The organism is Rhizobium sp. P1_B8 (genome assembly GCF_056406515.1).
Window position 1 is genome coordinate 1 of record NZ_JBFTZZ010000035.1, and the last position, 23769, is coordinate 23769.

The following is a 23769-nucleotide window of genomic DNA, read 5'->3' on the forward strand; positions in this document are numbered from 1 at the left end:
CTGGCTCTCGGGATCGAAGAAGACGGCCTTGTCGAGATTGAATGCGAGGCGGGTGTTTTGTCCTGGAGCGATGCCGGTATCGGCGCGCAGGCGGGCGACGACGGATTTGCCGCCGAGCTTGGTGACGGCGAAGGTGTCGGAGCCGGCCGGCTCGACCACCTCGATCAGGCAGTCGCCCTCGGTCAGCGAGCGCGCCTTGCGGTCGGCGCCATCGGGATCGGTCAAGGCCTCCGGCCGGATGCCGAAGATCACTTGTTTGCCGGTATAGGCGGTCAGGCCATTGTTGCCTGCGATGACCGGGAGCCTCAGCGGGGCGGCATTCGGCCGGTCCAGCGAGACTTCGAGCCCGCCGGCGCCGTTCTCGACGGTGGCGGTGAGCAGGTTCATTGCCGGCGATCCCATGAAGTCGGCGACGAAGATGTTGGAGGGGCTGTTATAGATCTCGGCCGGCGTGCCGAACTGCTGCAGCACGCCATCCTTCAGCACGGCGATCTTGGTCGCCAGCGTCATCGCCTCGATCTGGTCGTGGGTGACATAGACGAAGGTGGTGCCCATGCGCTGATGCAGCCGCTTGATCTCGGTGCGCATGTCGACGCGCAGCTTGGCATCGAGATTGGAGAGCGGCTCGTCGAACAGGAAGACCTGTGGATTGCGCACCAGCGCTCTCCCCATGGCGACACGCTGGCGCTGGCCGCCGGAGAGCTGGCTCGGCTTGCGGTCGAGCAGATGACCGATCTGCAGCATGTCGGAGACTTGCCCGATCGCCTTGACACGCTCCTCCTTCGGCACGCCGCGGATCTCCATGCCGAAGGCGATGTTGCCCGCCACCGTCATGTTCGGATAGAGCGCATAGGACTGGAACACCATGGCGATGTCGCGCTTGGAGGGATGCAGGCCGCTGATGTCGCGCCCGTCGATCTTGATATCGCCGGAGGTGATCGTTTCCAGCCCGGCAATGGTGTTGAGCAGCGTCGACTTGCCGCAGCCAGACGGGCCGACCAGCACGAGAAAGCCGCCCTTTTCGAGTTCGAGGTCGATCCCCTTGAGAATGTCGACGGCGCCGAAGCGTTTTCTGAGACCGGAGATTTCGAGGAAGGCCATGGATTACCCTTTGACAGCGCCCGCCATCAGACCGCGCACGAAGTAGCGGCCGGCGAGGATATAGACGATGAGCGTCGGCACGGCTGCGATCATCGCAGCCGCCATGTTGACATTGTATTCGACCACCCCGGTCGAGGTGTTGACGACGTTGTTCAGCGCCACCGTCATCGGCATGGATTCACCTGTGCCGGCATAGGCAGAGGCAAACAGGAAGTCGTTCCAGATATTGGTGAACTGGTAGATGACGGTGACGACGATGATCGGCAGCGAGTTCGGCAGCATGATGCGGCGGAAGATCTGGAAGAAGCTGGCGCCATCGACCTGGGCGGCCCTGACCAGTTCGGTCGGAAAGGCCTCGTAGAAATTGCGGAAGAACAGCGTCGTGAAGCCCAAGCCGTAGACGACATGCACGAAGACCAGGTTGACGGTCGGATTGCCGAAGCCGAAGTTCCAGCCCGTGGCATTCTGCAGCGTTATGCCGAAGCGGCCGAGCGAGCCGAGGATCGTTGCCATCGGCAACAGCACCGACTGGAACGGGATGAAGCAGGCAAACAGCATCAGCCCGAACACCAGTGTGTGGCCGGGAAAACGCCATTTGGTCAGGACATAACCGTTCAACGCCCCCATGATGGTGGAGATCGCGACAGCCGGCACCACCATCTTGATCGAGTTCCAGAAGTAGCCCTTGATGCCGGCGCAGGTCAGCCCGACGCAGGTCTCGCCCCAGGCCTTGATCCAGGGGTCGAAGGTCGGCGATTGCGGCAGCGCCAGCATGTTGCCGTTCTGGATCTCGTCCATGGTCTTGAACGAGGTGGTCAGCATGACGAAGAGCGGCATCAGATAGAGGACGGCAAAGATCAGCAGCAGGCCGTAGATGACGGTGCGGCCGATCCAGCGGGTGTTGTTGTTGCCGCTCTGCGAGGTTGCTATCGGAGAGGTCACGCTGCTCATCGCGCCTTCTCCTTCAGTTCGGAATAGAGATAGGGAACGATGATTGCCGAGATCGTCATCAGCATGATGATGGCGCTGGCCGAACCGACGGCCATCTCGTTGCGCTTGAAGGTGTATTCATACATGAAGTTCGACGGCAGCCAGGCCGAGCCGCCGGGGCCGCCGGAGGTCAGCGCCACCACCAGGTCGTAGGACTTGATCGCCATATGGGCGAGCACGATAAAGGCCGACAGGAAGATCGGCCGCAGCAGCGGGATGACGATGCGCCGATAGAGCTGGAAGGCGGAAGCGCCATCGATCTGGGCGGCCTTCATGATCTCGCCGTCGATGCCGCGCAAGCCGGCCAGGAACATCGCCATGACGAAGCCCGACGCCTGCCAGACGCCGGCGATGACGACGGTGTAGATGACGAAGTCCTTGTTCTTGATCCAGTCGAAGTGGAAGCTCGTCCAGCCAAAATGGTGCAGCGTCTGTTCCAGCCCGAGGCCGGGATCGAGGAACCATTTCCAGGCAACGCCTGTGACAATGAAGGACAGCGCCATCGGATAGAGGAAGATCGGCCGGAGCAGCCCCTCGCCGCGGATCTTCTGGTCGAGCAGGATGGCGAGGAACAGGCCGAGCGCCAGGCAGATGCCGACATAGAGGAAGCCGAAGATCGCCATGTTGGTGATCGAGGTGTACCAGGAGGACGGCGGATCGCTCTCGAAGGTCCAGCGCCACAGCCGCTGATAGGCGCGCGCCCCGGTCAGCGCATAGGAGGGAAAGGTCTTGGAATTGGTGAACGACAGATAGGCCGTCCAGACGATGAAGCCGTAGACGAAGATGATGGTGATGACGAAGCTCGGCGCCAGCACGATCTTCGGCAGCGCATCCTGCAGCCGGCCCCTCAACGAGATCGCCGTCGATTGCCTCGGCGTCAGAACTGGATCGGTGGTCGCAACGGTGCTCATGGAATGTCATCTCCTCCCCGCAATCGGCCCCGCATGATCATCCCGTATGATCGGCGCGGAGCCTGAAGCTTCCCCGCGAGCAGGCGGGGAAGCATTTTAAGTCGACAGTGGTCTCAGCGGGCGTCGTCGATTGCCTGGACGAGCTGCTTGACGGCTTCGTCGGAGGTCTTGATCTGGCCGTGGACGAACTTCGAGACGACATCCTTATAGGCATTGGCGATGGCCGGAGGAGCGCCGTACCCTTGCGCCAGCGAGCCGAACAGCGTGCCGCCTTCGTTGGCTGCCTTCAGGTCGGCGATGCCCTTCTTGCCGCAAGCGTCGAAGTCGGTGTCGGGAACGTCGGTACGGGCCGGCACCGAACCCTTGACGACGTTGAAGGCCGACTGGAAGCTCTTCGACAGCGTTGCCGTTGCCAGCGCCACCTGGGCAGCCTTGCGGTCGTCGGGGACGTTGAACATGCCGAACATGTCGGAGTTGTAGACCACGCTGCCGTCGGTGCCGGGGAAGCGGTAGCACAGGAAGTCGGTATCCGGCGTCTTCTTGGCGGCGACGAATTCGCCCTTGGCCCAGTCGCCCATCACCTGCACCAGCGCATCACCCTTGATGACCATGGCGGTCGCTAGGTTCCAGTCGCGGCCCGAGAAGTTCGGGTCGACATATTTGATGATCGTCGCCAGATTGTCGAAGGACTTCTTCATCGTGTCGGACTTCAGCGATTCCTCGTCGAGATCGTTGAAGGCCTTCTTGTAGAATTCCGGCCCACCGGTCGACAGCACGATGGAATCGAACATCGTCGCTTCCTGCCAGTTCTGACCACCAAGAGCGAGCGGGATGACGCCGGCGGCCTTGGCCTTGTCGAGCAGCGCAATCAGCTCGTCGAAGGTCTTCGGCTGGGTGCCGCCGATCTTGTCCATCACAGCCTTGTTGATCCACAGCCAGTTGACCGAGTGGACGTTGACCGGAGCTGCAACCCACTTGCCGTCATAGACCGAGAACTTCTGCAGCGCTGCCGGAACCGACTTGTCCCAGCCTTCCTTCTTCGCCGTCTCGGTCAGATCGCCCATGACGCCGGCCTGGGCATAATCGAGCACGGTATAACCCAGCATCTGCGAGGCCGTCGGATAGGTGCCGGCCGCGACCATCGCCTTCAGCGCCGTCATCGCCGCATCGCCGCCACCGCCGGCAACCGGCACGTCCTTCCAGGCAAAACCTTCCTTCGAAAGATCCTGCTTCAATACGTTCAAAGCCGCCGCCTCGCCACCTGACGTCCACCAATGCAGCATCTGCACTTCCTTCACGGACCCTCCCTGCCGCCCGATGCTTCCCGCCATTGCAGCGGTCAGCATACGGCCGCACTCCTCCGCGCGGTTGACAATTTAAAACGTTATAAGCCTCCTGTCGTCAAGCCCTTTCTCGACTCTCGAGAAAAATATGGCTATTTCCGTAAGTTACTGAATATAATTCATATTTAATCCGTGACTAACAGAACGTAAAAATTTAAAACGTTTTCATTCGTCGATTGCACGCCGGATTCATCGTGTTATGGTATCGGCAATTCCAGCATGGAAAGCCAAGGGTGACCGAACCGTCCCGACCGCAGCGCGGCGAAAATCTCGATATCACGCATAAGCGCGGCAAGCCGACCTTGCGAACGATCGCCACGATCGCCGGCCTTGCCGTGACGACGGTGTCACGGGCGCTTTCCGATGCGCCGCAGATTTCGCTCGAGACCCGTCAACGCGTGCACCGCATCGCCCGCGAGATCGGCTATCTCCCTGACCGGGCCGCGCAGCGCCTGAAGACCGGCCGCACCAATGTCATCGCTATCCTGCTCGATTCGCACGAGGAAGTGGTCGGCTTCAGCACCTCGATCATGTACGGCATCGCCAAGGCGCTGAAAGAGACCTCCTACCATCTTGTCGTCGCCCCGAACTTCCTGTCGACGACCGATATCGAGGCCGCCGAATATATCATCCGCAATCACCTCGCCGACGGGCTGATCTTCACGCGCACCGAACCGCTCGATGCCCGCGTCCGCCTGCTGCTCGAGACCGGCTTTCCCTTCATCTGTCATGGCCGCACCGAATATTCGACGCCTCACCCCTATGTCGACTACGACAATTTCACCTTTGCCTATGAGGCGACGCGCCGGTTGATCACCAAGGGCCGCAAAAAGGTGGCGGTGATCCTGCCGCCGAAACGGCTGACCTTCTGCCAGCATATCCTGCATGGCTTCATGACGGCGGTGCGGGAGGCGGGCATCGCCTATGAGATCCCCGAGGCAGTCGATCTCGATACGCCAGCAGGCGTGCTGCGCGACTTCATCAGCAGTCGCGCTGCTGCCCCGGATGCTCCGGATGGCTTCATTTGCCCCGGCGAAGTTTCGGCGCTTGCCGTCATCAGCGGCATGAGCGATGCCGGCCGCATACTCGCCGTCGATTACGATATCGTCGCCAAGGAGACGTCCCGCCTTCTCAGCCAGTTGCAGCCGAAGGTCGACACGATCCACGAGGACCTGACGGCGGCCGGCGAGGATCTGGGACGCATGCTGCTGCAGCGCATCAACAATCCGGACGCCCAGGATCTGCAGCTTCTTCTGCCGCCGCAGATCAACTTTCCGATCGGTTAGGCTACCCGGCTGTGGGGAGCGTTGGCATCAGACCCAAAAGCCATGAAAACCCCAGTGAAATCAACGACATCTCATTCCGAAATGACGCTCACGCTTCAAAACTGTTTCCATGACGCGTGATTTGTCCTAGAAGCACCGCGTAATCCGGTCGCAGCCCACCCGGTCAAAACAAGGGATCCAAAATATGAAAACCATCGTCGTCTGCTCAGGCGGACTGGACTCCGTTTCGCTTGCCCACAAGGTCGCGACGGAAAAGCAACTTATCGGCCTGGTCTCATTCGACTACGGCCAACGGCATCGCAAGGAACTCGACTTCGCCGCCAGCTGTGCCTCACGGCTCTCCGTTCCCCATCATATTATCGACATCGCCAGCATCGGCGGTCATCTCAGCGGATCGGCCCTGACGGACAATGTCGAGGTTCCGGATGGCCACTACGCCGAGGAGACCATGAAAGCCACCGTCGTGCCGAACCGCAATGCCATCATGCTGGCAATTGCGTTCGGTCTGGCTGCGGCGCAAAAGGCAGATGCCGTTGCCGTCGCCGTGCATGGCGGCGACCACTTCATCTACCCGGACTGCCGACCGGGCTTCATCGATGCTTTCCAGCGCATGCAGAATGAAGCGCTGGAAGGTTATGCCAGCGTGAAACTGCTTGCCCCCTATGTCGATGTTTCCAAAGCGGCGATCGTTGTTGACGGCGCGAAACACGGCACGCCGTTTTCGGAGACCTGGTCCTGCTACAAAGGCGGCGAGCTTCACTGTGGACGCTGCGGAACCTGCGTGGAACGCCGTGAAGCTTTCCATCTTGCCGGTGTTCCCGATCCCACGGAGTACGAAGACCGCGATTTCTGGAAAGCGGCCGTGTCGCGATACTCGGCCACGGAGGTGCGTTGATGTACCGCATCACCAAGGAGTTTCATCTCTCCGCCTCCCATCAATTGGATCACCTGCCTGCCGACCATCAATGCGCTCGGCTTCACGGTCACAACTACATCGTCATCGTCGAATTGGCTGCGGAAAGCCTGAATGATGATGGCTTCGTTCGTGATTATCACGACCTCTCGCCACTCAAGCGCTATATCGACGAAACATTCGATCATCGTCACCTGAACGACGTCTTCGGCCATTCGAAAGTCACCTCGGAATTTCTGGCAAGGCACTTTTACGACTGGTGCAAGCAGCGCTTTCCAGAGACCTCATCCGTTCGCGTCAGCGAGACCCCCAAAACCTGGGCGGAGTACAGGCCGTGAGCGTGGGGAGCATTCGCGTCAGCGAAATCTTTGGCCCGACCATACAGGGTGAAGGTGCCTTGATCGGGCTGCCGACGGTGTTCGTGAGGACAGGCGGCTGTGACTTCAGGTGTTCCTGGTGCGACAGTCTTCACGCGGTCGACAGCGCGTTCCGGGATCAATGGATTCCCATGTCCACTGAGGCGGTCTGGCATAAGGTCACGGAACTCTCGGGGGGCAAGCCACTGACGGTTTCTCTCTCCGGAGGCAATCCGGCGATACAGCCCTTAAGGCCATTGATCGAACTCGGCCATTCCCAAGGATACCGCTTTGCACTGGAAACACAGGGAAGTGTGGCCCAAGCCTGGTTTCGCGATCTCGATATCCTGGTCATCAGCCCCAAACCGCCATCAAGCGGAATGCTGACGGACTGGGACCAGGTGGATCACTGCCTTCAATTGGCCGCCGGCGGACCGGAGGTCGCATTGAAGATTGTCGTCTTCGACGATGCCGACTACGAATTCGCCCAGCGCGCGGGTCGGCGCTGTCCCCAAATTCCCTTATTCCTTCAGCCCGGCAATCATACGCCGCCGCCGCCCGATGACGAGGACGCACGCATTGATATCGACGGCGTGATGGATCGGATGCACTGGCTTGTCGAAAGGGTGACGGCCGACCAATGGTTTGCGGTACGCGTACTACCCCAACTGCATGTGCTGCTCTGGGGTAACAAGCGAGGAGTATAAGTTTCTAGCGCTCCGGAAAGGCGAAGACATCGACCGGCTCGCCGAGCCCGCGCAGCGGGAAGGTGCCGAGGCTGTCCATGTCTTTCGCGCAGTCCGCCATTTCGACAAAGGCCCGCGACAAGAGTACCGGACGCTTGACCTCCTTAGTCAAGGTTTCAAGCCGCGAGGCGACATTGACCGCCGGGCCGATGACGGTGAAATCCAGCCGCCGGCGCGAGCCGATATTGCCGTACATGACGTCGCCGACATGCACGCCGACGCCGTAGCGCAGCGGTTCGCGTCCGTTGCCCGCATACTGCTGGTTCAATTGCGCCATCAGCGCCTGCCCTTCGCGGATCGCCTGCAGCAGATCGTGACAGGCCGTGTCCTTGCTCAGCGGGAAGATCGCCAGCAATCCATCGCCCATGAACTTCAGGATTTCTCCGCCATACCGTTCGATCGGATCCGACATGGCGTCGAAGTAATCGTTGAGCAGATGGATGACATCGTCACGCGGCCAGAGATCGGAAATCTCAGTAAAGTCGCGCAGGTCGCAGATCATGATTGCCGCACCGACGGTCGCGCCGCTGCCGCGCGTCGTGACGCCCGACAGGATCTGTTCGCTCGCATGCGGTCCGACATAGGTCTGCAGCAGCGTGCGCGCCATGATGTTCTTCAGCCGGATTTCGCTGACGAGGGTCAGTGCCGGCAACAGATCGCGCAGGAAATCGACATGCTCGTTCGTAAAACCGCCCGGCCGGCTGGTGGAAAATGTCGCGACGTGCCGTTTGCCGAAAGTGTGCTCGACTGGCCAGGCGATATACTCCGTGAGACCGTCGTCGCGCAGTTCCTGATAGAATGAATCCTCGTCGTCGGCTGTATCTTCCAGCCGTTTGCGCACCTCCTCCGCCCCCTGATGGATCGCGTTGACGGGACTCTTCAGGAACTCCGGCGTATTTTCGATACCATAGGCAAATGTGTTGATCTTCGCCTCGGCCAGGCCTTCCTTCCAGAGGATGCGGGCGCCAATCCATTGCGGATGGTTCATCCTGAAATGCAATGTCGCCCGCGCCACCGGCACTCCTGATGCCAAAAGCTTCTCGCACATCTCCACCAGGATATTGTCGATGAACCGCTCGCCGCGCGTCTCGTTCACCAGCCAGTCGAGAATCCGTCTTCTGCGGACCGGCCAAACGCCTTCGCCCGCCTCGACGGCAGTCCCGGCCTTGTTCAAAAAAGACGACATCAAAAACTCCCGCTACGCCACGTCACAGGCGAGGACCAAATTTAGTTTCCGCTGAATGTGGGCGATGAGAGAGCAAATGATAAGAGGGAGACTGCGATCAAGCCTCAGAAATCCCAGTCCTCGTCCTCGGTCGCGACAGCCTTGCCGATCACATAGGAGGAACCGGAGCCGGAGAAGAAGTCGTGGTTCTCGTCGGCATTCGGCGAAAGCGCCGACAGGATTGCCGGATTGACCTTGCACGCCTCAGCCGGGAACAGCGCCTCATAGCCCAGATTCATCAGCGCCTTGTTGGCATTGTAGTGCAGGAATTTCTTGACGTCCTCGGTCAGCCCGACGCCGTCATAGAGCGCTTCGGTATATCTAGCCTCGTTGTCATAGAGCTCGAGCAGCAGCTCGAAGGCGAAATCCTTGATCTCCTGCCTTCTCTCCTCACCGAGCCGCTCCAGCCCGCGCTGGAACTTGTAGCCGATATAATAGCCGTGCACCGCCTCGTCGCGGATGATCAGTCGGATCATGTCGGCCGTGTTCGTGAGCTTGGCGCGGCTCGACCAGTACATCGGCAGGTAGAATCCGGAATAGAACAGGAAGCTTTCAAGGAAGACGCTCGCGACCTTCTTCTTCAGCGGATCGCCGGAGCCGTACTGCTCCATGATCAGCGCCGATTTCCGCTGCAGGAATTCATTCTCCTCCGACCAGCGGTAGGCATCGTCGACGTCAGGCGTCGAGCACAGCGTCGAGAAGATCGAGGAATAGGAGCGCGCATGCACCGCCTCCATGAAGGAGATGTTGGAAAGTACCGCCTCCTCATGCTGCGTCACCGCATCCTCCATCAGCCGGATGGAACCGACGCCGTTCTGGATCGTGTCGAGCAGCGTCAAACCGGTAAAGACGCGGATGGTCAGCTGCTGCTCGACCGGCGTCAGCGTCGCCCAGGAAGGAATGTCGTTCGAAAGCGGCACCTTCTCCGGCAGCCAGAAATTGCCGGTGAGCCGGTTCCAGACTTCGAGATCCTTATCGTCCTCGATGCGGTTCCAATTGATGGCGCGCACGCGGGACGCAGGTTTGATTTGCATGTTCATCGGGTGGTCCTTTTCGGGCGTCAGCGTCTGCATGGCGAAGGGAACTGCGGAACCCTCCCGCTTCTTGCAGCGTCAGCCGCAATCAAATCATAAGGTGCAGGATACGCAGCCCTGCACCTCGGTGCCGGACAGCGCCATCTGGCGAAGGCGTATGTAGTAGATCGTCTTGATGCCCTTCTTCCAGGCATGGATCTGCGCCTTGTTGATGTCGCGCGTCGTTGCCGTGTCGCGGAAGAACAAGGTCAGCGACAGGCCTTGGTCGACATGCTGGGTCGCCGCCGCATAGGTGTCGATGATCTTCTCCGGCCCGATCTCGTAGGCATCCTGATAATAGTCGAGATTGTCGTTGGTCATGAACGGCGCCGGATAATAGACGCGGCCGATCTTACCTTCCTTGCGGATTTCGATCTTCGAGACGATCGGATGGATCGAGGAGGTCGAGTGGTTGATATAGGAGATCGACCCCGTCGGCGGAACCGCCTGCAGGTTCTGGTTATAGAGGCCGGAGGCCATCACCGCCTTCTTCAACGTGGCCCAATCTTCCTGCGTCGGAATGTGAATGCCTGACGTCTCGAACAGCGCCCTGACCGTCTCCGTCGCCGGCTCCCAGAGCTGCTCTGTATATTTGTCGAAATAGTCGCCGGAGGCATATTTCGAATTCTCGAAGCCCTTGAAGCTCGTACCGCGTTCGACCGCCAAAAGGTTCGAGGCGCGGATTGCGTGATAGGTCACCGTATAGAAATAGATATTGGTGAAATCGACGCCTTCCTCGGAGCCGTAGAAGATACGCTCGCGGGCGAGATAACCGTGCATGTTCATCTGGCCGAGGCCGATCGCATGGCTCTCGTCATTGCCCTTCTCGATCGAGGGAACCGAGGAAATGTGACTCATGTCGGAAACGGCTGTCAGCGCCCGGATCGAGGTCTCGATCGTCTTGCCGAAATCTGCCGAATCCATTGCCGCCGCGATATTCAGCGAGCCGAGATTGCAGGAAATATCCTTGCCGAGATGTTTGTAGGAAAGGTCGTCATGATATTCGCTCGCCTCGCTGACCTGCAGGATTTCCGAGCATAGATTGCTCATCGAAATACGTCCGGCGATCGGGTTCGCCCGGTTCACCGTGTCCTCGAACATGATGTAGGGGTAGCCGCTCTCGAACTGGATTTCGGCAAGCACCTGGAAGAATTCGCGCGCCTTGATCTTCTTCTTCGAAATGCGGGCATCCGCCACCATCTCGCGATATTTTTCCGTCACCGAAATCTCGGTGAAAGGCACGCCATAGACGCGTTCCACGTCATAGGGCGAGAACAGATACATATCCTCATTGTTCTTGGCGAGTTCGAAGGTGATATCGGGCACGACGACGCCGAGTGACAGCGTCTTGATGCGGATTTTTTCGTCGGCATTTTCGCGCTTGGTGTCAAGGAAGCGCATGATATCGGGATGATGGGCATTGAGATAGACCGCACCCGCGCCCTGCCGCGCCCCGAGCTGGTTGGCATAGGAGAAACTGTCTTCGAGCAGCTTCATCACCGGGATGATGCCCGAGGACTGGTTCTCGATATGCTTGATCGGCGCGCCCGCCTCGCGGATATTCGTCAGCGACAGCGCCACACCGCCGCCGCGCTTCGACAATTGCAGCGCCGAATTGATCGACCGGCCGATCGATTCCATATTGTCCTCGACGCGCAGCAGAAAGCAGGAAACCAGTTCGCCGCGCTGCTTCTTGCCGGCATTGAGGAAGGTCGGCGTCGCCGGCTGGAAACGGCCGGAAATGATCTCGTCGACCATGTCGCGGGCAAGGGCCTCGTCGCCACGCGCCAAGGCCAGAGCCACCATGCAGATGCGGTCCTCATAGCGCTCGAGATAGCGCTTGCCGTCGAAGGTCTTCAGCGTATAGCTGGTGTAATATTTGAAGGCGCCGAGGAAGGTCGGGAAACGGAATTTCTTGGCATAGGCCTGGTCGAACAGATCCCGCACGAAATTGAAGGAATACTGGTCGAGAACCTCCTGCTCGTAATATCCCTCGGTCACGAGGTAATCGAGCTTTTCCCTCAGATTGTGGAAGAACACCGTGTTCTGGTTCACATGCTGGAGGAAATATTGCTTGGCCGCCAAACGATCCTTGTCGAGCTGAATCCGCCCCCCATCGTCATAGAGGTTCAGCATCGCGTTCAGCGCGTGATAGTCGAGCGTTTCGGCTGCCTTCGGCGGCCTTTCCCCGGCGGGCTGAGCAAAAGTTTGATGCGGTTTTGCGCCCGCATCCCGCTTCAGGTTTGTTCCCGTGTCCAAAATCGTTCCATTCCGTGTTTGACCTTGGCGACGTCGTCTTCGGTACCCATGAGCTCGAACCGGTAAAGGTACGGCACTTGGCATTTCTGCGAGACCACGTCGCCGGCGAGCCCGTATGTCTCGCCGAAATTGCTGTTGCCCGCGGCGATCACGCCGCGGATGTGTCCTCGGTTTTCCGCATCGTTGAGGAAACGGATCACCTGCTTGGGAACGGCACCCTTGCCGCCGTCGCCGCTATAGGTCGGCACGATCAGCACGAAGGGTTCGCGGATATGGAACGCGTCTGCGCCACCTGGCGGAATGCGCGCCGCGCGCAGACCGAGTTTGGCGACGAACCGATGGGTGTTCTCGGATCGGCTGGAATAATAGACAATCAAGCCCATCGCTTGTCCTCAGGTCAGGAGAGCGCGCTGATCATGTCGGGACGGAAGCCCGCCCAATGCTGCTCGCCGGCGATGACGACAGGTGCCTGCATGTAGCCGAGGCTACGGACGCGATCGAGCGCTTCGGCATCCTGCGAGATATCGACGATGTCATAATCGACGCCCAGACGGTCGAGGGCGCGGTAGGTGGCAGTGCATTGGACGCAGGCAGGCTTGCTGTAGACGGTAATGGTCATGATATTCCTCGTGACGATGCGATTGGGCGCAGGACATCGATCGGAAATCTGTCGATATCCGTCGAAAAATTTTCTGATGATTTTGAGCTGTGCGGCTGTTCAGCCGCTGGGCGTACTCCGCCCTCTACCTCTAGCGGGTGGCGGCCTGAACTGAAATACTGACATGACTTCACCCCGAAGTGGCTCATGCGGAGGTTCGGGCCTGCGAAACGCGATGCGGAGATTCCCCGCAGCCATGCAACGCGACCTTCCGGACACCCCGCCCGTGGACGTTTCGTTCGAGGCAGGTCTCCTGGCTCACGGGTCAAAGCGCCTGCCCAGCCTTCCCGGAGCATCATGCTCCAGTGACCTGAAATCGGACAGTTGCTCGCCGCTTACAGTTGCGGGGGCAGCCCCGGCATTGCCGCGCCATGATGGCGAAGCGCACCGAATTCCCGTCTTAGCCGCCGATCCTCACGAATCGACGGAACCTCGAACACTAGATATAGTACGCCAATCCAAATTCGCGTCAACGGATGGTTTGTGCATTGCGTTACGACAGGTTTGAAATCGCTACGTTCCTGTGAAAATCATGGCTAACCAAAGCTTAAAGAAATCAGGCTGTGGAGAAAGTCCCGACGAGGAGAGCCTACCTATGGCCGGTCCCGCGATTTTCGATTCGAGATCGGGCCCGAATCGTCGATGGGACATCCCATCGGTGACGAATGCCGGAGGGATGAAGTCAGGAATGTTTATATCTTTATTCGAAGCAATCGTAGCGCATTGATCGTCACCAGCACTGTGGCGCCGGTATCGGCGAGAATCGCTGGCCAGAGCCCGGTGATCCCTATGATCGTCGTCACCAGAAACACCGCCTTCAGCCCGAGTGCGATGGTGATATTCTGCAGGATGTTGCGCATCGTGCGTTTGGAAAGTTCGATCATCCGCGCCACGTCGCCAACGCGTCCGTGCAGCACGGCAGCATCCGCCGTCTCCAGCGCCACATCGGTGCCGCCACCCATGGCGATGCCGATATCGGCAGCGGCCAGCGCCGGAGCATCGTTGATACCGTCGCCGACCTTGGCGACGATGAAGCCCTGGCGCTTCAATTCGCCAACGACCCGCTGCTTATCCTCCGGCATCATCTCGCCGCGCCAGTCGATGCCGAGCATACCGGCAACGGCTGCTGCCGTCCGCTTGTTGTCGCCCGTCAACATCATCGCCTTGACGCCTGCTGATTTGAGGGCAGCGAGCCCGGCCTCGGCATCCTCACGCGGCTCGTCACGCATGGCGATCAGGCCGGCCGCAACACCGTTGACGAGCAGCACCGACACGCTCTTGCCCTCGTCGTTCAGCGCCGTGATGCGTGCATCCTGTTCCGCGCTGAGCGTCCCGCGCTCGCGGGCGGCAGGCGGCGACAGCAGATCCAGCGCCTCACCGCCGACTTTGCCGCTGACACCCTTGCCCGGCAGCGCTTCCAGCTCGAAGGCCGGCGGCACGGGAACGCCATCCGCCTTGGCGCGGTTGAGGATCGCCAGCGCCAGCGGATGGCTGGAACCCTGCTCCAGCACCGCCGCGCGCGACAACACCTGCGCCTCGCTCAGGCCAAAGGAAATGATGTCGGTCACCTGAGGCTTGCCTTCTGTCAGCGTGCCTGTCTTGTCGAAGGCGACCATCGTCACCTTGCCGAGCGTTTCCAACACCGCGCCGCCCTTCATCAGCAGCCCGCGCCGCGCACCGGATGAAAGCGAGGCGGCGATCGCCGCCGGCGTCGAGATGACGAGCGCGCAGGGGCAGCCGATCAAAAGGATCGCAAGGCCCTTATAGACCCATTCGCCCCACGGCCCAGCGAACAGCAACGGTGGAACGACCGCGACAAGCGCTGCGACCACGACGACGCCGGGCGTGTAATAGCGCGAGAACCGATCGATGAAGCGTTCGGTCGGCGCCTTCGATTCCTGAGCTTCCTCCACCAGCTTGACGACGCGGGCGATGGTATTGTCGGCGGCAGCCGCCGTGACGCGAACCCTGAGCACCGCATCGCCATTCACCGTGCCGGCAAAAACGACGGCATCGACGCCCTTGCGCACCGGCGTGCTCTCGCCCGTCACCGGCGCCTCGTCGATCGCGCTCTCGCCTGAGATGATGATGCCGTCCGCCGAGATCCGGTCGCCAGGACGAACCATGATGATGGCGCCGACCGAAAGGCTTTCCGCAGGCACCTCCCGTGTCTGCCCATTGTCTTCGAGTAGCGCACTCTTCGGCACCAGTGCCGTCAGCGACTGGATGCTTTCGCGCGCCTTGCCCGCTGCCACCCCTTCCAGCAGCTCGCCAACGAGGAACAGGAACACGACAGTTGCCGCCTCTTCGCCGGCATTGATGATGACGGCGCCGACAGCGGCGATCGTCATCAGCATCTCGATCGAAAACGGTGTTCCTGAGAGGGCAGCCATGACAGCGCGCCGAGCGATCGGCACCAGCCCGATCAGCATGGCGACGATGAAGGCATAGGACGCAATCGCCGGCACGAGATGGCCGACGGCATAGGCGGCAACGAGTGCCGCACCCGAAAGGATGGTCAGCCGGCCCTTCCTACTCTGCCACCAGGGACCGGCCATCGGCGCATGGTCGTGCCCGTGCAGCCCCTCGATTTCCTTCTCGCCATGTTCGTGAGAATGGTCGTGGCGATGACTTGCATGATCGTGCCCTTCATGGTCGTGGTCATGGCCCGCGTGATCACCGTGATCACCGTGATCATGTCCATGGTCATGACGGTGCTGCGAGCCGTGTTCATGCGCAGGCGCAGCGTTTCCGGCAAGCGGCGCGACGGAATAGCCGAGCCCGGTCACCTTCTTCTCGATCGTCTTGAGATCGCTGCTGCCATCATGCCGGACGGTCATCGTGCCCGCCATCACCGAGACGGAAACATCGGCGACACCCGCCACGCGTCTGACCGCCGTATCGATCTTGGTTGCGCAGGCGGCGCAATCCATGCCGCCAACCCGATATCGTGTTTCGCTCTCAGCCATGAACCGCTTCCTTGTCAAATAGAAGCATCCCTCCTACATCCTCTAGCGACTAGAGGTGCAAGAGGAAAATTATGAAAAGGATCACGATCGGCGAAGCTGCTCGCCAGAGTGGCGTCAAGGTGCCGACGGTGCGTTATTACGAGAGCATCGGGCTGCTCGCGGCGCCGAGCCGCAGCGAGGGCAACCAGCGCTCCTTCGAACCCGCCGATATCAGCCGCCTCGCCTTCATCCGCCATGCCCGCGAACTCGGCTTCGAGATCGAGGCGATCCGCACGCTGCTCACCCTGCAGGATGATCCGCACCAATCCTGTGCCTCGGCCGACGCCATCGCCAAGGCCCGCCTCATCGAGGTCGAGCAGCGCATCCGCAGCCTGAGGGCGCTGAAGGCCGAGCTGGAAACCATGGTGGAAGGCTGCGGCCACGGCCGCGTCGACCAATGCCGCGTCATCGAGGTTCTCGCCGACCACGGCCAGTGCACGCATCCCCACCACTGATCTCCGCCCTTGCAGGCGATCCGCGCCCGCGCCAAAAGTGAACGAGACAGAATCGGGCGAAGACATCAATGAACCAGAAGCGGATTGCAATCATCGGCGGCGGCCCGGCGGGTCTAGCGGCTGCCGAACTGCTTTCCCGTTCCGGTCATGCGGTGACCGTCTATGACGCCATGCCGACCTTTGCCCGCAAGTTTCTGCTGGCCGGCAAGTCCGGTCTCAACATCACCCATTCCGAGGATTATGCCCGTTTCACCACGCGCTTCGGAGCGGCCTCCGCCCGTCTGCGCCCCGCTCTTGATGCCTTTACCCCTGATGATATCAGGAATTGGGCAAGCGAGCTCGGGACGGAAACCTTCATCGGCTCGTCCGGCCGGGTTTTTCCGAAGGTGATGAAGGCCTCGCCTTTGCTGCGCGCCTGGCTCAGGCGGCTGGAGGCACAGGGCGCCACGCTGCGCACCCGCCACCGCTGGACCGGTTTTGCCGAAGACGGCTATGTTTTCGAAACGCCCGAAGGGCGCGGCATCGTCCATTGCGACGCAGCCCTGCTGGCGCTCGGCGGCGCAAGCTGGCCGCGCCTCGGCTCGGATGCTACCTGGGTACCTTGGCTGGCCGGCAGGGGTGTGGAAATTGACACTTTTCAACCCGCCAATTGCGGCTTCGTCGTCGGCTGGAGCAGGAACTTCAGCGAGCGTTTCGCCGGCGAGCCGGTAAAATCAGTCACCGCCACGTCCGAGGCCGGCACTTTTCCCGGCGAATTCGTCATCACCGGCAGCGGCATCGAAGGCAGCCTCGTCTATACCCATACGGCCGCGTTGCGCGACCGGCTGCCGAACCATGGCAGCGCCGTCCTGACGCTCGACCTCGCACCGGGCCGCGCCATCGAGAGGCTGAGCCGCGACCTTGCGCGGCAGGACGCCAAATCGAGCTTTTCAAACCGCCTGCGCAAGGGCGCCGGCCTCGACGGCGTCAAGACGGCGCTGCTCCGCGAACTCGCTCCCGAGCGCGACCGAACCGATCCGGAGCGTCTCGCACGCATGATCAAGGCCCTGCCGGTGCCGGTGATCGAAACCCGCCCGATCGCCGAAGCGATCTCCTCAGCCGGCGGCATCCGCTGGAGCGGCGTCGACGAGAGCTACATGTTGAAGGCACTGCCGGGCACCTTCGTCGCCGGCGAAATGCTCGACTGGGAGGCGCCGACTGGTGGCTATCTCCTCACCGCCTGCCTGGCGACCGGCCGGGCGGCAGCCCGTGGCATCGAGGCCTGGCTGCAGCGCTAGAGCGCTGGAAGCTGTCAGCCTTGAGGCAAAACAACAAGATCATCATCAATCAGACCGAGGCCGGATGGAAGGTCATGGCGAGACCATTCATGCAGTAGCGAAGCCCGGTTGGCTTCGGGCCGTCATCGAAGACATGGCCGAGGTGACCGCCGCAACGGCTGCAGTGCACGGCGGTACGTGCCATGCTGAAGGTCGTGTCGCCGGTTGTGCCGACAGCATTTTCAAGCGGCGCCCAGAAGCTCGGCCAGCCAGTGCCGCTGTCGAATTTGGTGGTCGAGGAAAAGAGGTCCTGGTCGCAGCCGGCGCAGGCGAAATTGCCCTTTCGCTCCTCATGCAGCAAGGCACTGGTGAAGGGATGTTCCGTCCCCGCCTGGCGCAGGATGACATATTGATCCGGCGTCAGCAGCTTGCGCCATTCCTCCTCGGTGTGGGTCACCGCAAACCTCTCGCCGGCGATTGCCTTGCCGGCCAGGCCTGAGCGAACCGCAAGCGCCCCAAAAGCAGCGCCCATCAGCAACAATCGTCTGTTCAGCATGGTCGGATCTCCTCATCTGGCAAACCTTGCTTCTGTACAGAACTACGAGGGAGAGGGGGCATTTGTTACGCCATGGCTGCCCAAACACCGAAATGTGATTTCAGCCACTTTCGTCAGGAGGCGCCGCACGCTGACGAGCGCCAGCGCCGGCCGATTGCAAACCAGCCGCTTTTCCATCAGAGTGTGCTGAAATTCGGTGGGAGGAGCCGATGCACGAACACTCAGCGCACGCCGAGTACGTCTACACGTCTGCCCAGCGCGAATCTGCGGCAGCCAGTTCTCCTGTTGTCGCCTCATGGCGGCGGTGCATGACCATGCACCAGCTCGCCCCCGAGGACCAGCGGGCTCCAATCCGCCTCACCGACCTGGAATTCCGCCGTGCGCGCGAGCAGTCCGATCAGCTGATCGCCAGCGCGACGGAAGAGCTCGATCGTCTCTTTACCACCGTTGGCAGGGCCGGCTGTTGCCTGCTTCTGACCGACAAGAACGGCATCGCGCTGGAGCGCCGGGGCGCTGCCGGCGACGACAAGGAATTCCGCGAACTCGGGCTCTGGACCGGCTCGGTCTGGACAGAGGCCAGCATCGGCACCAACGGTATCGGCACTGCACTTGCCGACGAGCGTGCCGTCGCCATCTTCCGCGATCAGCATTTTTTCAGCTCGAATACCAGCCTCAGCTGCACGACGGCGCCGATCCGCGATCATCGTGGCCGGGTGGCCGCAGCCCTCGACATCTCCGCATGTCGCGAAGACGTCAACGAGATGACGCTGGCGATCCTGACGCAGACCGTGCGCGATGCAGCGATGCGCATCGAGCTCAACCTCTTCCGCTCGGCCTTTGCCGGCGCCCGTTTCCTGATGGTCCCGGCGGGCACCAATTCCGCCGCCGCTTTGCTGGCCGTCGACAGGCACGATTTGGTGCTCGGCGCGACGCGCGCCGCCCGCGTCGCGTTGCAGCTGGACGACAAACGCATCGCCGCCGGCATTCCGGCAGCCGATGCCCTGCACGAGGCTGGCGTTTCCCAGCAGGACGAGATGGTCGAGGCGGAGAAGGCGGCACTGCTGCGGGCGCTGTCGCGCGCCGGCGGCAATGTTTCGCAGGCGGCGATCGCGCTCGGCATCAGCCGCGCCACGCTACACAGGAAGATGAAGAAGCTCGATCTCCACTGATCGGAGCAAAGGTCCCGCTCCTGGAGCAATCGTAACCCGATGCTGTCGCAGGTCTGCGACACTGTGCACTGCGGTATGGAAGACCCGCCCTGTTCCTTCCGCCAAAACATGCTCATTTTCCTCTCACTGGTTCGCTTGGGAACCTGGATCATCAAGGGAGGATGACATGCTTCATCAGAAAATCGTCGAGTCGCCGTTCAAGCTGAAATACGGCAACTATATCGGCGGCGAATGGCGCGAGCCGGTCGAAGGCAAATACTTTGAAAACCTCACGCCCGTCACCGGCGGCAAGCTCTGCGACATTCCCCGCTCCAATGAAAAGGACATCAATCTCGCGCTCGACGCCGCCCATGCGGCAAAGGAAAAATGGGGCCGCACCTCCGCTGCCGAGCGCTCCAATATCCTCATGAAGATTGCCCAGCGCATGGAAGACAAGCTGGAATTGCTCGCCCAGGCCGAGACCTGGGACAATGGCAAGCCGATCCGCGAAACCATGGCAGCCGACATTCCGCTGGCGATCGACCACTTCCGCTACTTCGCCTCCTGCATTCGCGCCCAGGAGGGTTCGATCGGCGAGATCGACCACGATACCGTCGCCTATCACTTCCATGAGCCACTCGGCGTCGTCGGTCAGATCATCCCGTGGAACTTCCCGATCCTGATGGCCACCTGGAAGCTGGCGCCTGCACTTGCCGCCGGCAACTGCGTCGTGCTGAAGCCCGCCGAGCAGACACCGGCCTCGATCCTGCTCTGGGCCGAACTCGTCGGCGATCTGCTGCCGCCCGGCGTGCTCAACATCGTCAACGGCTTCGGCATAGAAGCCGGCAAGCCGCTGGCGACCAGCCCGCGCGTCGCCAAGATCGCCTTCACCGGCGAGACGACGACTGGCCGGCTGATCATGCAATATGCCAGCCAGAACCTCATTCCGGTGACATTGGAGCTCGGCGGCAAGTCGCCGAACATCTTCTTCGCCGATGTGATGGCCGAGGACGACGACTTCCTCGACAAGGCGCTCGAAGGCTTTGCGATGTTTGCCCTCAACCAGGGCGAAGTCTGCACTTGCCCGAGCCGCGCCCTCGTCCAGGAATCGATCTACGACCGCTTCATGGAAAAGGCCGTCAAACGCGTTGAGGCGATCAAGCAGGGCAACCCGCTCGACACCGCGACGATGATCGGCGCCCAGGCTTCGACGGAGCAGCTGGAAAAGATCCTCGCCTATCTCGACATCGGCAAGCAGGAAGGCGCCGAGGTACTGACCGGCGGCTCGCGCAACGATCTCGGCGGCGAGTTGGCGAACGGCTATTATGTCAAGCCGACGATCTTCAAGGGTCACAACAAGATGCGTGTGTTCCAGGAGGAGATCTTCGGACCGGTGGTTTCGGTCACAACCTTCAAGAACGAGAAGGAAGCGCTCGAAATCGCCAACGACACGCTCTACGGCCTCGGCGCCGGTGTCTGGAGCCGCGACGCCAATCGCTGCTATCGTTTCGGCCGCGAGATCCAGGCCGGCCGAGTCTGGACCAACTGCTACCACGCCTACCCAGCCCATGCCGCCTTCGGCGGCTACAAGCAGTCGGGCATCGGTCGTGAAACCCACAAGATGATGCTCGACCACTACCAGCAGACCAAGAACATGCTGGTGAGCTACAGCCCGAAAGCACTCGGCTTCTTCTGAGAGCAGCCGATGATGTTATGATGAAAAGCCTTCTCCCCCGACACGGGGAGAAGGCCTTGTCTTTAGAGCGGCACGCATCCCGTAGGACGCTCTAACGCTTTGAATTTGCGTATAACCTTTCCGAAAATCGATCCGATTTTCGGGGTTATCCGCCGGAGGAGGCAGCCATGGAAACCACCGTCAACGGCGAAGCGCGTGTTCTCGCAACCGACACAGCTCTCGATTTGGTCGCAGAAATCAAGCGGGATCATCCCGATATCCTCTTCCACCAGTCCGGCGGCTGCTGCGACGGCTCCTCGCCGATGTGTTATCCGGCTAATGAATTCATGATCGGCGACAACGACGTCAAGCTCGGCGAGATCGGCGGCGTACCGGTCTATATCAGCGCCAGCCAGTTCGAGGCGTGGAAGCATACGCAGCTGATCATCGACGTCGTACCGGGCCGCGGCGGCATGTTCTCGCTCGATAACGGCCGGGAGAAGCGTTTCCTGACCCGCTCCCGCCTCTTCGGCGGCGGCGAGGCTTGCGCATTGCCTGATGTGAAGGTCAGGGCGGTTTAAAGCCGTCGCCTTATCGGGTACGAATTTTGCCTGTAGTATTCCCATAGTACCTGCACTCCGTCGCTGTTTGCTACTCTCCGCCAGTTGGTTTCAAAGGGAGGAAACGATGCCAGCCTCAAAGATCCTGATGATCACCGGTGATTTCACCGAAGATTACGAAACGATGGTGCCGTTCCAGACGCTGCTCGCCTGCGGCTACACAGTCGACGCCGTCTGCCCAGGCAAGAAGGCCGGCGACACCATCGCCACCGCCACCCACGATTTCGAAGGCGACCAGACCTATTCCGAAAAACGCGGCCATAATTTCGCTCTGAATGCCACCTTCGACAGCGTGCGCGCCGAAGATTACGATGCGCTCGTCATCCCCGGCGGCCGCGCACCCGAATATCTGCGCCTCAATGCCGAGGTCATCAAATCCGTGCGGCACTTCTTCGACGCCGGAAAACCCGTCGCCGCTATCTGCCACGGCGCACAGCTGCTTGCCGCCGCCGGGGTTTTGAAGGGCCGCACCTGCTCGGCCTATCCCGCCTGCCGGCCGGAAGTCGAACTTGCCGGCGGCATCTATGCCGACATCGCTATCAGCGATGCAGTCTCGGACGGCAATCTGGTCACGGCACCCGCCTGGCCCGCCCATCCCTCGTGGCTGCGTCAGTTCATGGCCGTGCTCGATGCCGCAGCACTGCTGGAAACCAACGCCGCCTAAGAAGGGCGGCACCGGGAGGACGACATGTGTGAATTGTTCATCAAGGCCGATGCGCGGCTCTGGGAAAGCGCCACCCGGTCGCTGCGCATCGACGGCATGGTCACCAGCGTCAGGCTGGAGAATTTCTTCTGGTCGAAGCTCGAGGAGATCGCCCGCCGCGACGGCATGAATGTCGTCCAGCTGATCACCCGGCTGCATCATGAATCGATCGATGCCGGCCATGATCTTGGAAACTTCACATCCTTCCTGCGGGTCTGCTGCGCCCGCTATCTCGACCTGCAGCTCGCAGGTGACATCCCGGCCGACGTCACCCGCCCAATCTCCGGTCTCGACGCCCCTGGAATTCTCGGCCGAGAACGGGCGAAGTATCACTGAAAGCCGGTCCGACCGGACCATCGGACAATGACGGACGGAACTGCCCGCGGATAACTCCTCGGGCAGTTCCGCAAGATGTCTGACCTTGTCTTCCCCAGCGGGCTTGCGCTGCCGGCCAGCCTGGATCAACAATGCGCGGCATCATCCAGCACCGGCACCGTCAGGAGATCGATTGCCATGAACGACCAGAAAGCCGTGATCGTCACCGGAGCCGGCGGCAACCTCGGCAGCGCCGTTGTCCGCGAGCTTGCCAACGCCGGCGCAAAACTCGTCTGCATGAACCGTTCGAGCAGTGAGCTGGAAGCCTTGGCCGGTGATCTTCCTGCCTCCACCGAGTTTCTGTCGATCGCCGGAACGGATCTCACCGATTATGCTTCCTGCGCCGCCGCCGTCGCCCGGGCCGTAAAGCGCTTCGGCGGTGTCAGCGCATTGGTCAATACCGTCGGCGGTTTCCAGATGGGGCCGGTCGGGCCGGAGGCCCCCGCGCAGTGGGAGACGATGATGACCGCAAACGCCCGCACTGCGCTGACGATCAGCGCCGCGGTTCTCCCGACCATGAAGGCCGCGGGCTACGGCCGCATCGTTCATATCGCCGCCGCGCCCGGCCTGAAGGCCGGCGCCAAGCAGGCCGCTTACGCCGCCTCGAAAGCCGCTGTCATCCGTCTGACCGAGGCGATCGCTGCCGAATGCCGCGACGACCGCATCACCGCCAACTGCATCCTGCCCGGGACAATCGACACACCTGAGAATCGCGCGGCCATGCCCGATGCGAAGACCGATGGCTGGGTGTCGCCGCAATCGATCGCCCGCCTCATCGCCTTCCTGATTTCGCCGGCCGCAGCCGTCGTCACTGGCGCAGCAATCCCCGCGACCGGCCGCGAATAGTGGAAGACGCGGCGTGAGCCGCCGTCGAAACGCGCTTCAACCGCCGCGCCGAGCTTTGGCCGGCCTCGCCTTGCCTTCCGTTTCGGCGGCAATCCGTTTGTCGTGAGCAATGGGTGATGAGACTACAGAGACCTGCGAGTTTTAATCAGTGACACACGATCTGGCTTGAGGTTCGGTTCGCCTTAAGGCAGCCTCGTCTCCGCCCGCTCATGCGACGGGCACAAGACAGCGGGCGGACACAATGGTCGTGAGGATCGCATTGCGGC

General features: G+C 61.1%; 22 protein-coding genes, 1 pseudogene and 1 riboswitch. Of the genes and pseudogenes, 12 read left to right on the plus strand and 11 right to left on the minus strand.

All coding sequences use genetic code 11. The features are described from left to right. From AC1D2N_RS30335 to AC1D2N_RS30350, 4 genes and pseudogenes are all read right to left on the minus strand, one after another. A partial coding sequence (locus AC1D2N_RS30335) for an ABC transporter ATP-binding protein (protein ID WP_130760020.1) occupies positions 1-1101 on the minus strand: 1101 nt, incomplete at its 3' end. Positions 1102-1104: 3 nt separating this feature from the next. Further along, on the minus strand, positions 1105-2052 hold the full coding sequence (locus AC1D2N_RS30340) for a carbohydrate ABC transporter permease (RefSeq protein WP_130652226.1): 948 nt from the start codon (positions 2050-2052) through the stop codon (positions 1105-1107). After that, entirely contained in the window at positions 2049-3002 is a 954-nt protein-coding gene (locus AC1D2N_RS30345; RefSeq protein WP_065277141.1) for a carbohydrate ABC transporter permease, read from the minus strand. Before AC1D2N_RS30345 ends, AC1D2N_RS30340 begins: the two co-directional genes overlap by 4 nt. A gap of 113 nt (positions 3003-3115) precedes the next feature. Beyond that, positions 3116-4303: pseudogene (locus AC1D2N_RS30350) on the minus strand (ABC transporter substrate-binding protein); the annotation flags it as partial. 275 nt (positions 4304-4578) lie between these two features. On the opposite strand from AC1D2N_RS30350, the gene AC1D2N_RS30355 reads away from it, so the two are divergent. The 4 genes from AC1D2N_RS30355 to queE all read left to right on the plus strand — a co-directional run bounded on the left by AC1D2N_RS30355 (position 4579) and on the right by queE (position 7607). After that, the gene (locus AC1D2N_RS30355; protein ID WP_018446447.1) at positions 4579-5631 is read left to right on the plus strand and encodes a LacI family transcriptional regulator; all 1053 of its coding nucleotides are present in this window, start codon (positions 4579-4581) and stop codon (positions 5629-5631) included. 184 nt (positions 5632-5815) lie between these two features. Beyond that, positions 5816-6526: a 7-cyano-7-deazaguanine synthase QueC gene (queC, locus tag AC1D2N_RS30360; protein ID WP_018243693.1), complete on the plus strand. Its 711-nt coding sequence runs from the start codon at positions 5816-5818 to the stop codon at positions 6524-6526. After that, positions 6526-6882, plus strand: coding sequence for a 6-carboxytetrahydropterin synthase QueD (queD, locus tag AC1D2N_RS30365; RefSeq protein ID WP_018446446.1), 357 nt, complete (start codon positions 6526-6528; stop codon positions 6880-6882). The genes queC and queD overlap by 1 nt, the downstream gene beginning before the upstream one ends. Then, a complete protein-coding gene (queE, locus tag AC1D2N_RS30370) occupies positions 6879-7607 on the plus strand; it encodes a 7-carboxy-7-deazaguanine synthase QueE (protein ID WP_130653111.1) in 729 nt (242 codons plus the stop codon). The genes queD and queE overlap by 4 nt, the downstream gene beginning before the upstream one ends. 4 nt (positions 7608-7611) lie before the next feature. Here queE and AC1D2N_RS30375 read toward each other — a convergent pair whose 3' ends face one another. From AC1D2N_RS30375 to AC1D2N_RS30400, 6 genes are all read right to left on the minus strand, one after another. Beyond that, the gene (locus tag AC1D2N_RS30375) at positions 7612-8832 is read right to left on the minus strand and encodes an adenylate/guanylate cyclase domain-containing protein (RefSeq protein WP_130653112.1); all 1221 of its coding nucleotides are present in this window, start codon (positions 8830-8832) and stop codon (positions 7612-7614) included. 104 nt (positions 8833-8936) lie between these two features. Beyond that, positions 8937-9911: a class 1b ribonucleoside-diphosphate reductase subunit beta gene (gene nrdF, locus AC1D2N_RS30380; protein ID WP_047623038.1), complete on the minus strand. Its 975-nt coding sequence runs from the start codon at positions 9909-9911 to the stop codon at positions 8937-8939. 87 nt (positions 9912-9998) lie between these two features. Beyond that, a complete protein-coding gene (nrdE, locus tag AC1D2N_RS30385) occupies positions 9999-12203 on the minus strand; it encodes a class 1b ribonucleoside-diphosphate reductase subunit alpha (RefSeq protein WP_130653113.1) in 2205 nt (734 codons plus the stop codon). Next, positions 12182-12586, minus strand: a complete 405-nt coding sequence (nrdI, locus tag AC1D2N_RS30390) for a class Ib ribonucleoside-diphosphate reductase assembly flavoprotein NrdI (protein WP_018243699.1) — start codon at positions 12584-12586, stop codon at positions 12182-12184. The genes nrdE and nrdI overlap by 22 nt, the downstream gene beginning before the upstream one ends. Positions 12587-12600: 14 nt before the next feature. Next, positions 12601-12822: a glutaredoxin-like protein NrdH gene (gene nrdH, locus AC1D2N_RS30395; protein ID WP_018243700.1), complete on the minus strand. Its 222-nt coding sequence runs from the start codon at positions 12820-12822 to the stop codon at positions 12601-12603. 265 nt (positions 12823-13087) lie between these two features. Further along, positions 13088-13311, minus strand: a riboswitch (cobalamin riboswitch). A 242-nt stretch (positions 13312-13553) separates the two neighbouring features. Next, positions 13554-15830: a heavy metal translocating P-type ATPase gene (locus AC1D2N_RS30400; RefSeq protein ID WP_130653114.1), complete on the minus strand. Its 2277-nt coding sequence runs from the start codon at positions 15828-15830 to the stop codon at positions 13554-13556. A gap of 71 nt (positions 15831-15901) precedes the next feature. Here AC1D2N_RS30400 and AC1D2N_RS30405 point away from each other — a divergent pair, with 71 nt between their 5' ends. Together AC1D2N_RS30405 and AC1D2N_RS30410 are read left to right on the plus strand one after the other, a co-directional pair. Further along, complete coding sequence (locus AC1D2N_RS30405; protein ID WP_018243702.1) at positions 15902-16324, plus strand: MerR family transcriptional regulator; 423 nt, start codon at positions 15902-15904, stop codon at positions 16322-16324. 68 nt (positions 16325-16392) lie between these two features. Continuing rightward, positions 16393-17601: a TIGR03862 family flavoprotein gene (locus tag AC1D2N_RS30410; RefSeq protein ID WP_047623015.1), complete on the plus strand. Its 1209-nt coding sequence runs from the start codon at positions 16393-16395 to the stop codon at positions 17599-17601. Between the two features lie 49 nt (positions 17602-17650). Here AC1D2N_RS30410 and msrB read toward each other — a convergent pair whose 3' ends face one another. Beyond that, positions 17651-18136: a peptide-methionine (R)-S-oxide reductase MsrB gene (msrB, locus tag AC1D2N_RS30415; RefSeq protein ID WP_130653115.1), complete on the minus strand. Its 486-nt coding sequence runs from the start codon at positions 18134-18136 to the stop codon at positions 17651-17653. Positions 18137-18345: 209 nt separating this feature from the next. Between msrB and AC1D2N_RS30420 the strand changes: the two genes are divergently transcribed. The 6 genes from AC1D2N_RS30420 to AC1D2N_RS30445 all read left to right on the plus strand — a co-directional run bounded on the left by AC1D2N_RS30420 (position 18346) and on the right by AC1D2N_RS30445 (position 23503). Beyond that, positions 18346-19305 carry a helix-turn-helix domain-containing protein gene (locus AC1D2N_RS30420; protein ID WP_047623016.1) on the plus strand — a complete coding sequence of 320 codons (960 nt, stop codon included), beginning with the start codon at positions 18346-18348 and terminating at the stop codon, positions 19303-19305. 166 nt (positions 19306-19471) lie between these two features. Then, positions 19472-20980, plus strand: coding sequence for an aldehyde dehydrogenase (adh, locus tag AC1D2N_RS30425; RefSeq protein ID WP_018446438.1), 1509 nt, complete (start codon positions 19472-19474; stop codon positions 20978-20980). A gap of 167 nt (positions 20981-21147) precedes the next feature. Further along, the gene (locus AC1D2N_RS30430) at positions 21148-21540 is read left to right on the plus strand and encodes a DUF779 domain-containing protein (protein WP_047623017.1); all 393 of its coding nucleotides are present in this window, start codon (positions 21148-21150) and stop codon (positions 21538-21540) included. 106 nt (positions 21541-21646) lie between these two features. Then, positions 21647-22243 carry a DJ-1/PfpI family protein gene (locus AC1D2N_RS30435; RefSeq protein WP_477982588.1) on the plus strand — a complete coding sequence of 199 codons (597 nt, stop codon included), beginning with the start codon at positions 21647-21649 and terminating at the stop codon, positions 22241-22243. A 24-nt stretch (positions 22244-22267) separates the two neighbouring features. Beyond that, positions 22268-22618: a ribbon-helix-helix domain-containing protein gene (locus AC1D2N_RS30440; protein ID WP_018243709.1), complete on the plus strand. Its 351-nt coding sequence runs from the start codon at positions 22268-22270 to the stop codon at positions 22616-22618. Positions 22619-22795: 177 nt separating this feature from the next. Further along, the gene (locus AC1D2N_RS30445) at positions 22796-23503 is read left to right on the plus strand and encodes an SDR family NAD(P)-dependent oxidoreductase (protein WP_018243710.1); all 708 of its coding nucleotides are present in this window, start codon (positions 22796-22798) and stop codon (positions 23501-23503) included. Positions 23504-23769: the final 266 nt, after the last annotated feature.

What these genes read in the sequence shown, in the direction of transcription:
- nrdF (WP_047623038.1), bottom strand. Translation starts at nt 9,911, where the DNA reads ATGAACATGCAAATCAAACCTGCGTCCCGCGTGCGCGCCATCAATTGG.
- AC1D2N_RS30420 (WP_047623016.1), top strand. Translation starts at nt 18,346, where the DNA reads ATGCACGAACACTCAGCGCACGCCGAGTACGTCTACACGTCTGCCCAG.
- AC1D2N_RS30375 (WP_130653112.1), bottom strand. Translation starts at nt 8,832, where the DNA reads ATGTCGTCTTTTTTGAACAAGGCCGGGACTGCCGTCGAGGCGGGCGAA.
- AC1D2N_RS30400 (WP_130653114.1), bottom strand. Translation starts at nt 15,830, where the DNA reads ATGGCTGAGAGCGAAACACGATATCGGGTTGGCGGCATGGATTGCGCC.
- AC1D2N_RS30405 (WP_018243702.1), top strand. Translation starts at nt 15,902, where the DNA reads ATGAAAAGGATCACGATCGGCGAAGCTGCTCGCCAGAGTGGCGTCAAG.
- AC1D2N_RS30445 (WP_018243710.1), top strand. Translation starts at nt 22,796, where the DNA reads ATGAACGACCAGAAAGCCGTGATCGTCACCGGAGCCGGCGGCAACCTC.
- AC1D2N_RS30410 (WP_047623015.1), top strand. Translation starts at nt 16,393, where the DNA reads ATGAACCAGAAGCGGATTGCAATCATCGGCGGCGGCCCGGCGGGTCTA.
- AC1D2N_RS30430 (WP_047623017.1), top strand. Translation starts at nt 21,148, where the DNA reads ATGGAAACCACCGTCAACGGCGAAGCGCGTGTTCTCGCAACCGACACA.
- queD (WP_018446446.1), top strand. Translation starts at nt 6,526, where the DNA reads ATGTACCGCATCACCAAGGAGTTTCATCTCTCCGCCTCCCATCAATTG.
- AC1D2N_RS30435 (WP_477982588.1), top strand. Translation starts at nt 21,647, where the DNA reads ATGCCAGCCTCAAAGATCCTGATGATCACCGGTGATTTCACCGAAGAT.
- msrB (WP_130653115.1), bottom strand. Translation starts at nt 18,136, where the DNA reads ATGCTGAACAGACGATTGTTGCTGATGGGCGCTGCTTTTGGGGCGCTT.
- queC (WP_018243693.1), top strand. Translation starts at nt 5,816, where the DNA reads ATGAAAACCATCGTCGTCTGCTCAGGCGGACTGGACTCCGTTTCGCTT.
- AC1D2N_RS30345 (WP_065277141.1), bottom strand. Translation starts at nt 3,002, where the DNA reads ATGAGCACCGTTGCGACCACCGATCCAGTTCTGACGCCGAGGCAATCG.
- adh (WP_018446438.1), top strand. Translation starts at nt 19,472, where the DNA reads ATGCTTCATCAGAAAATCGTCGAGTCGCCGTTCAAGCTGAAATACGGC.
- nrdH (WP_018243700.1), bottom strand. Translation starts at nt 12,822, where the DNA reads ATGACCATTACCGTCTACAGCAAGCCTGCCTGCGTCCAATGCACTGCC.
- AC1D2N_RS30440 (WP_018243709.1), top strand. Translation starts at nt 22,268, where the DNA reads ATGTGTGAATTGTTCATCAAGGCCGATGCGCGGCTCTGGGAAAGCGCC.
- nrdI (WP_018243699.1), bottom strand. Translation starts at nt 12,586, where the DNA reads ATGGGCTTGATTGTCTATTATTCCAGCCGATCCGAGAACACCCATCGG.
- AC1D2N_RS30340 (WP_130652226.1), bottom strand. Translation starts at nt 2,052, where the DNA reads ATGAGCAGCGTGACCTCTCCGATAGCAACCTCGCAGAGCGGCAACAAC.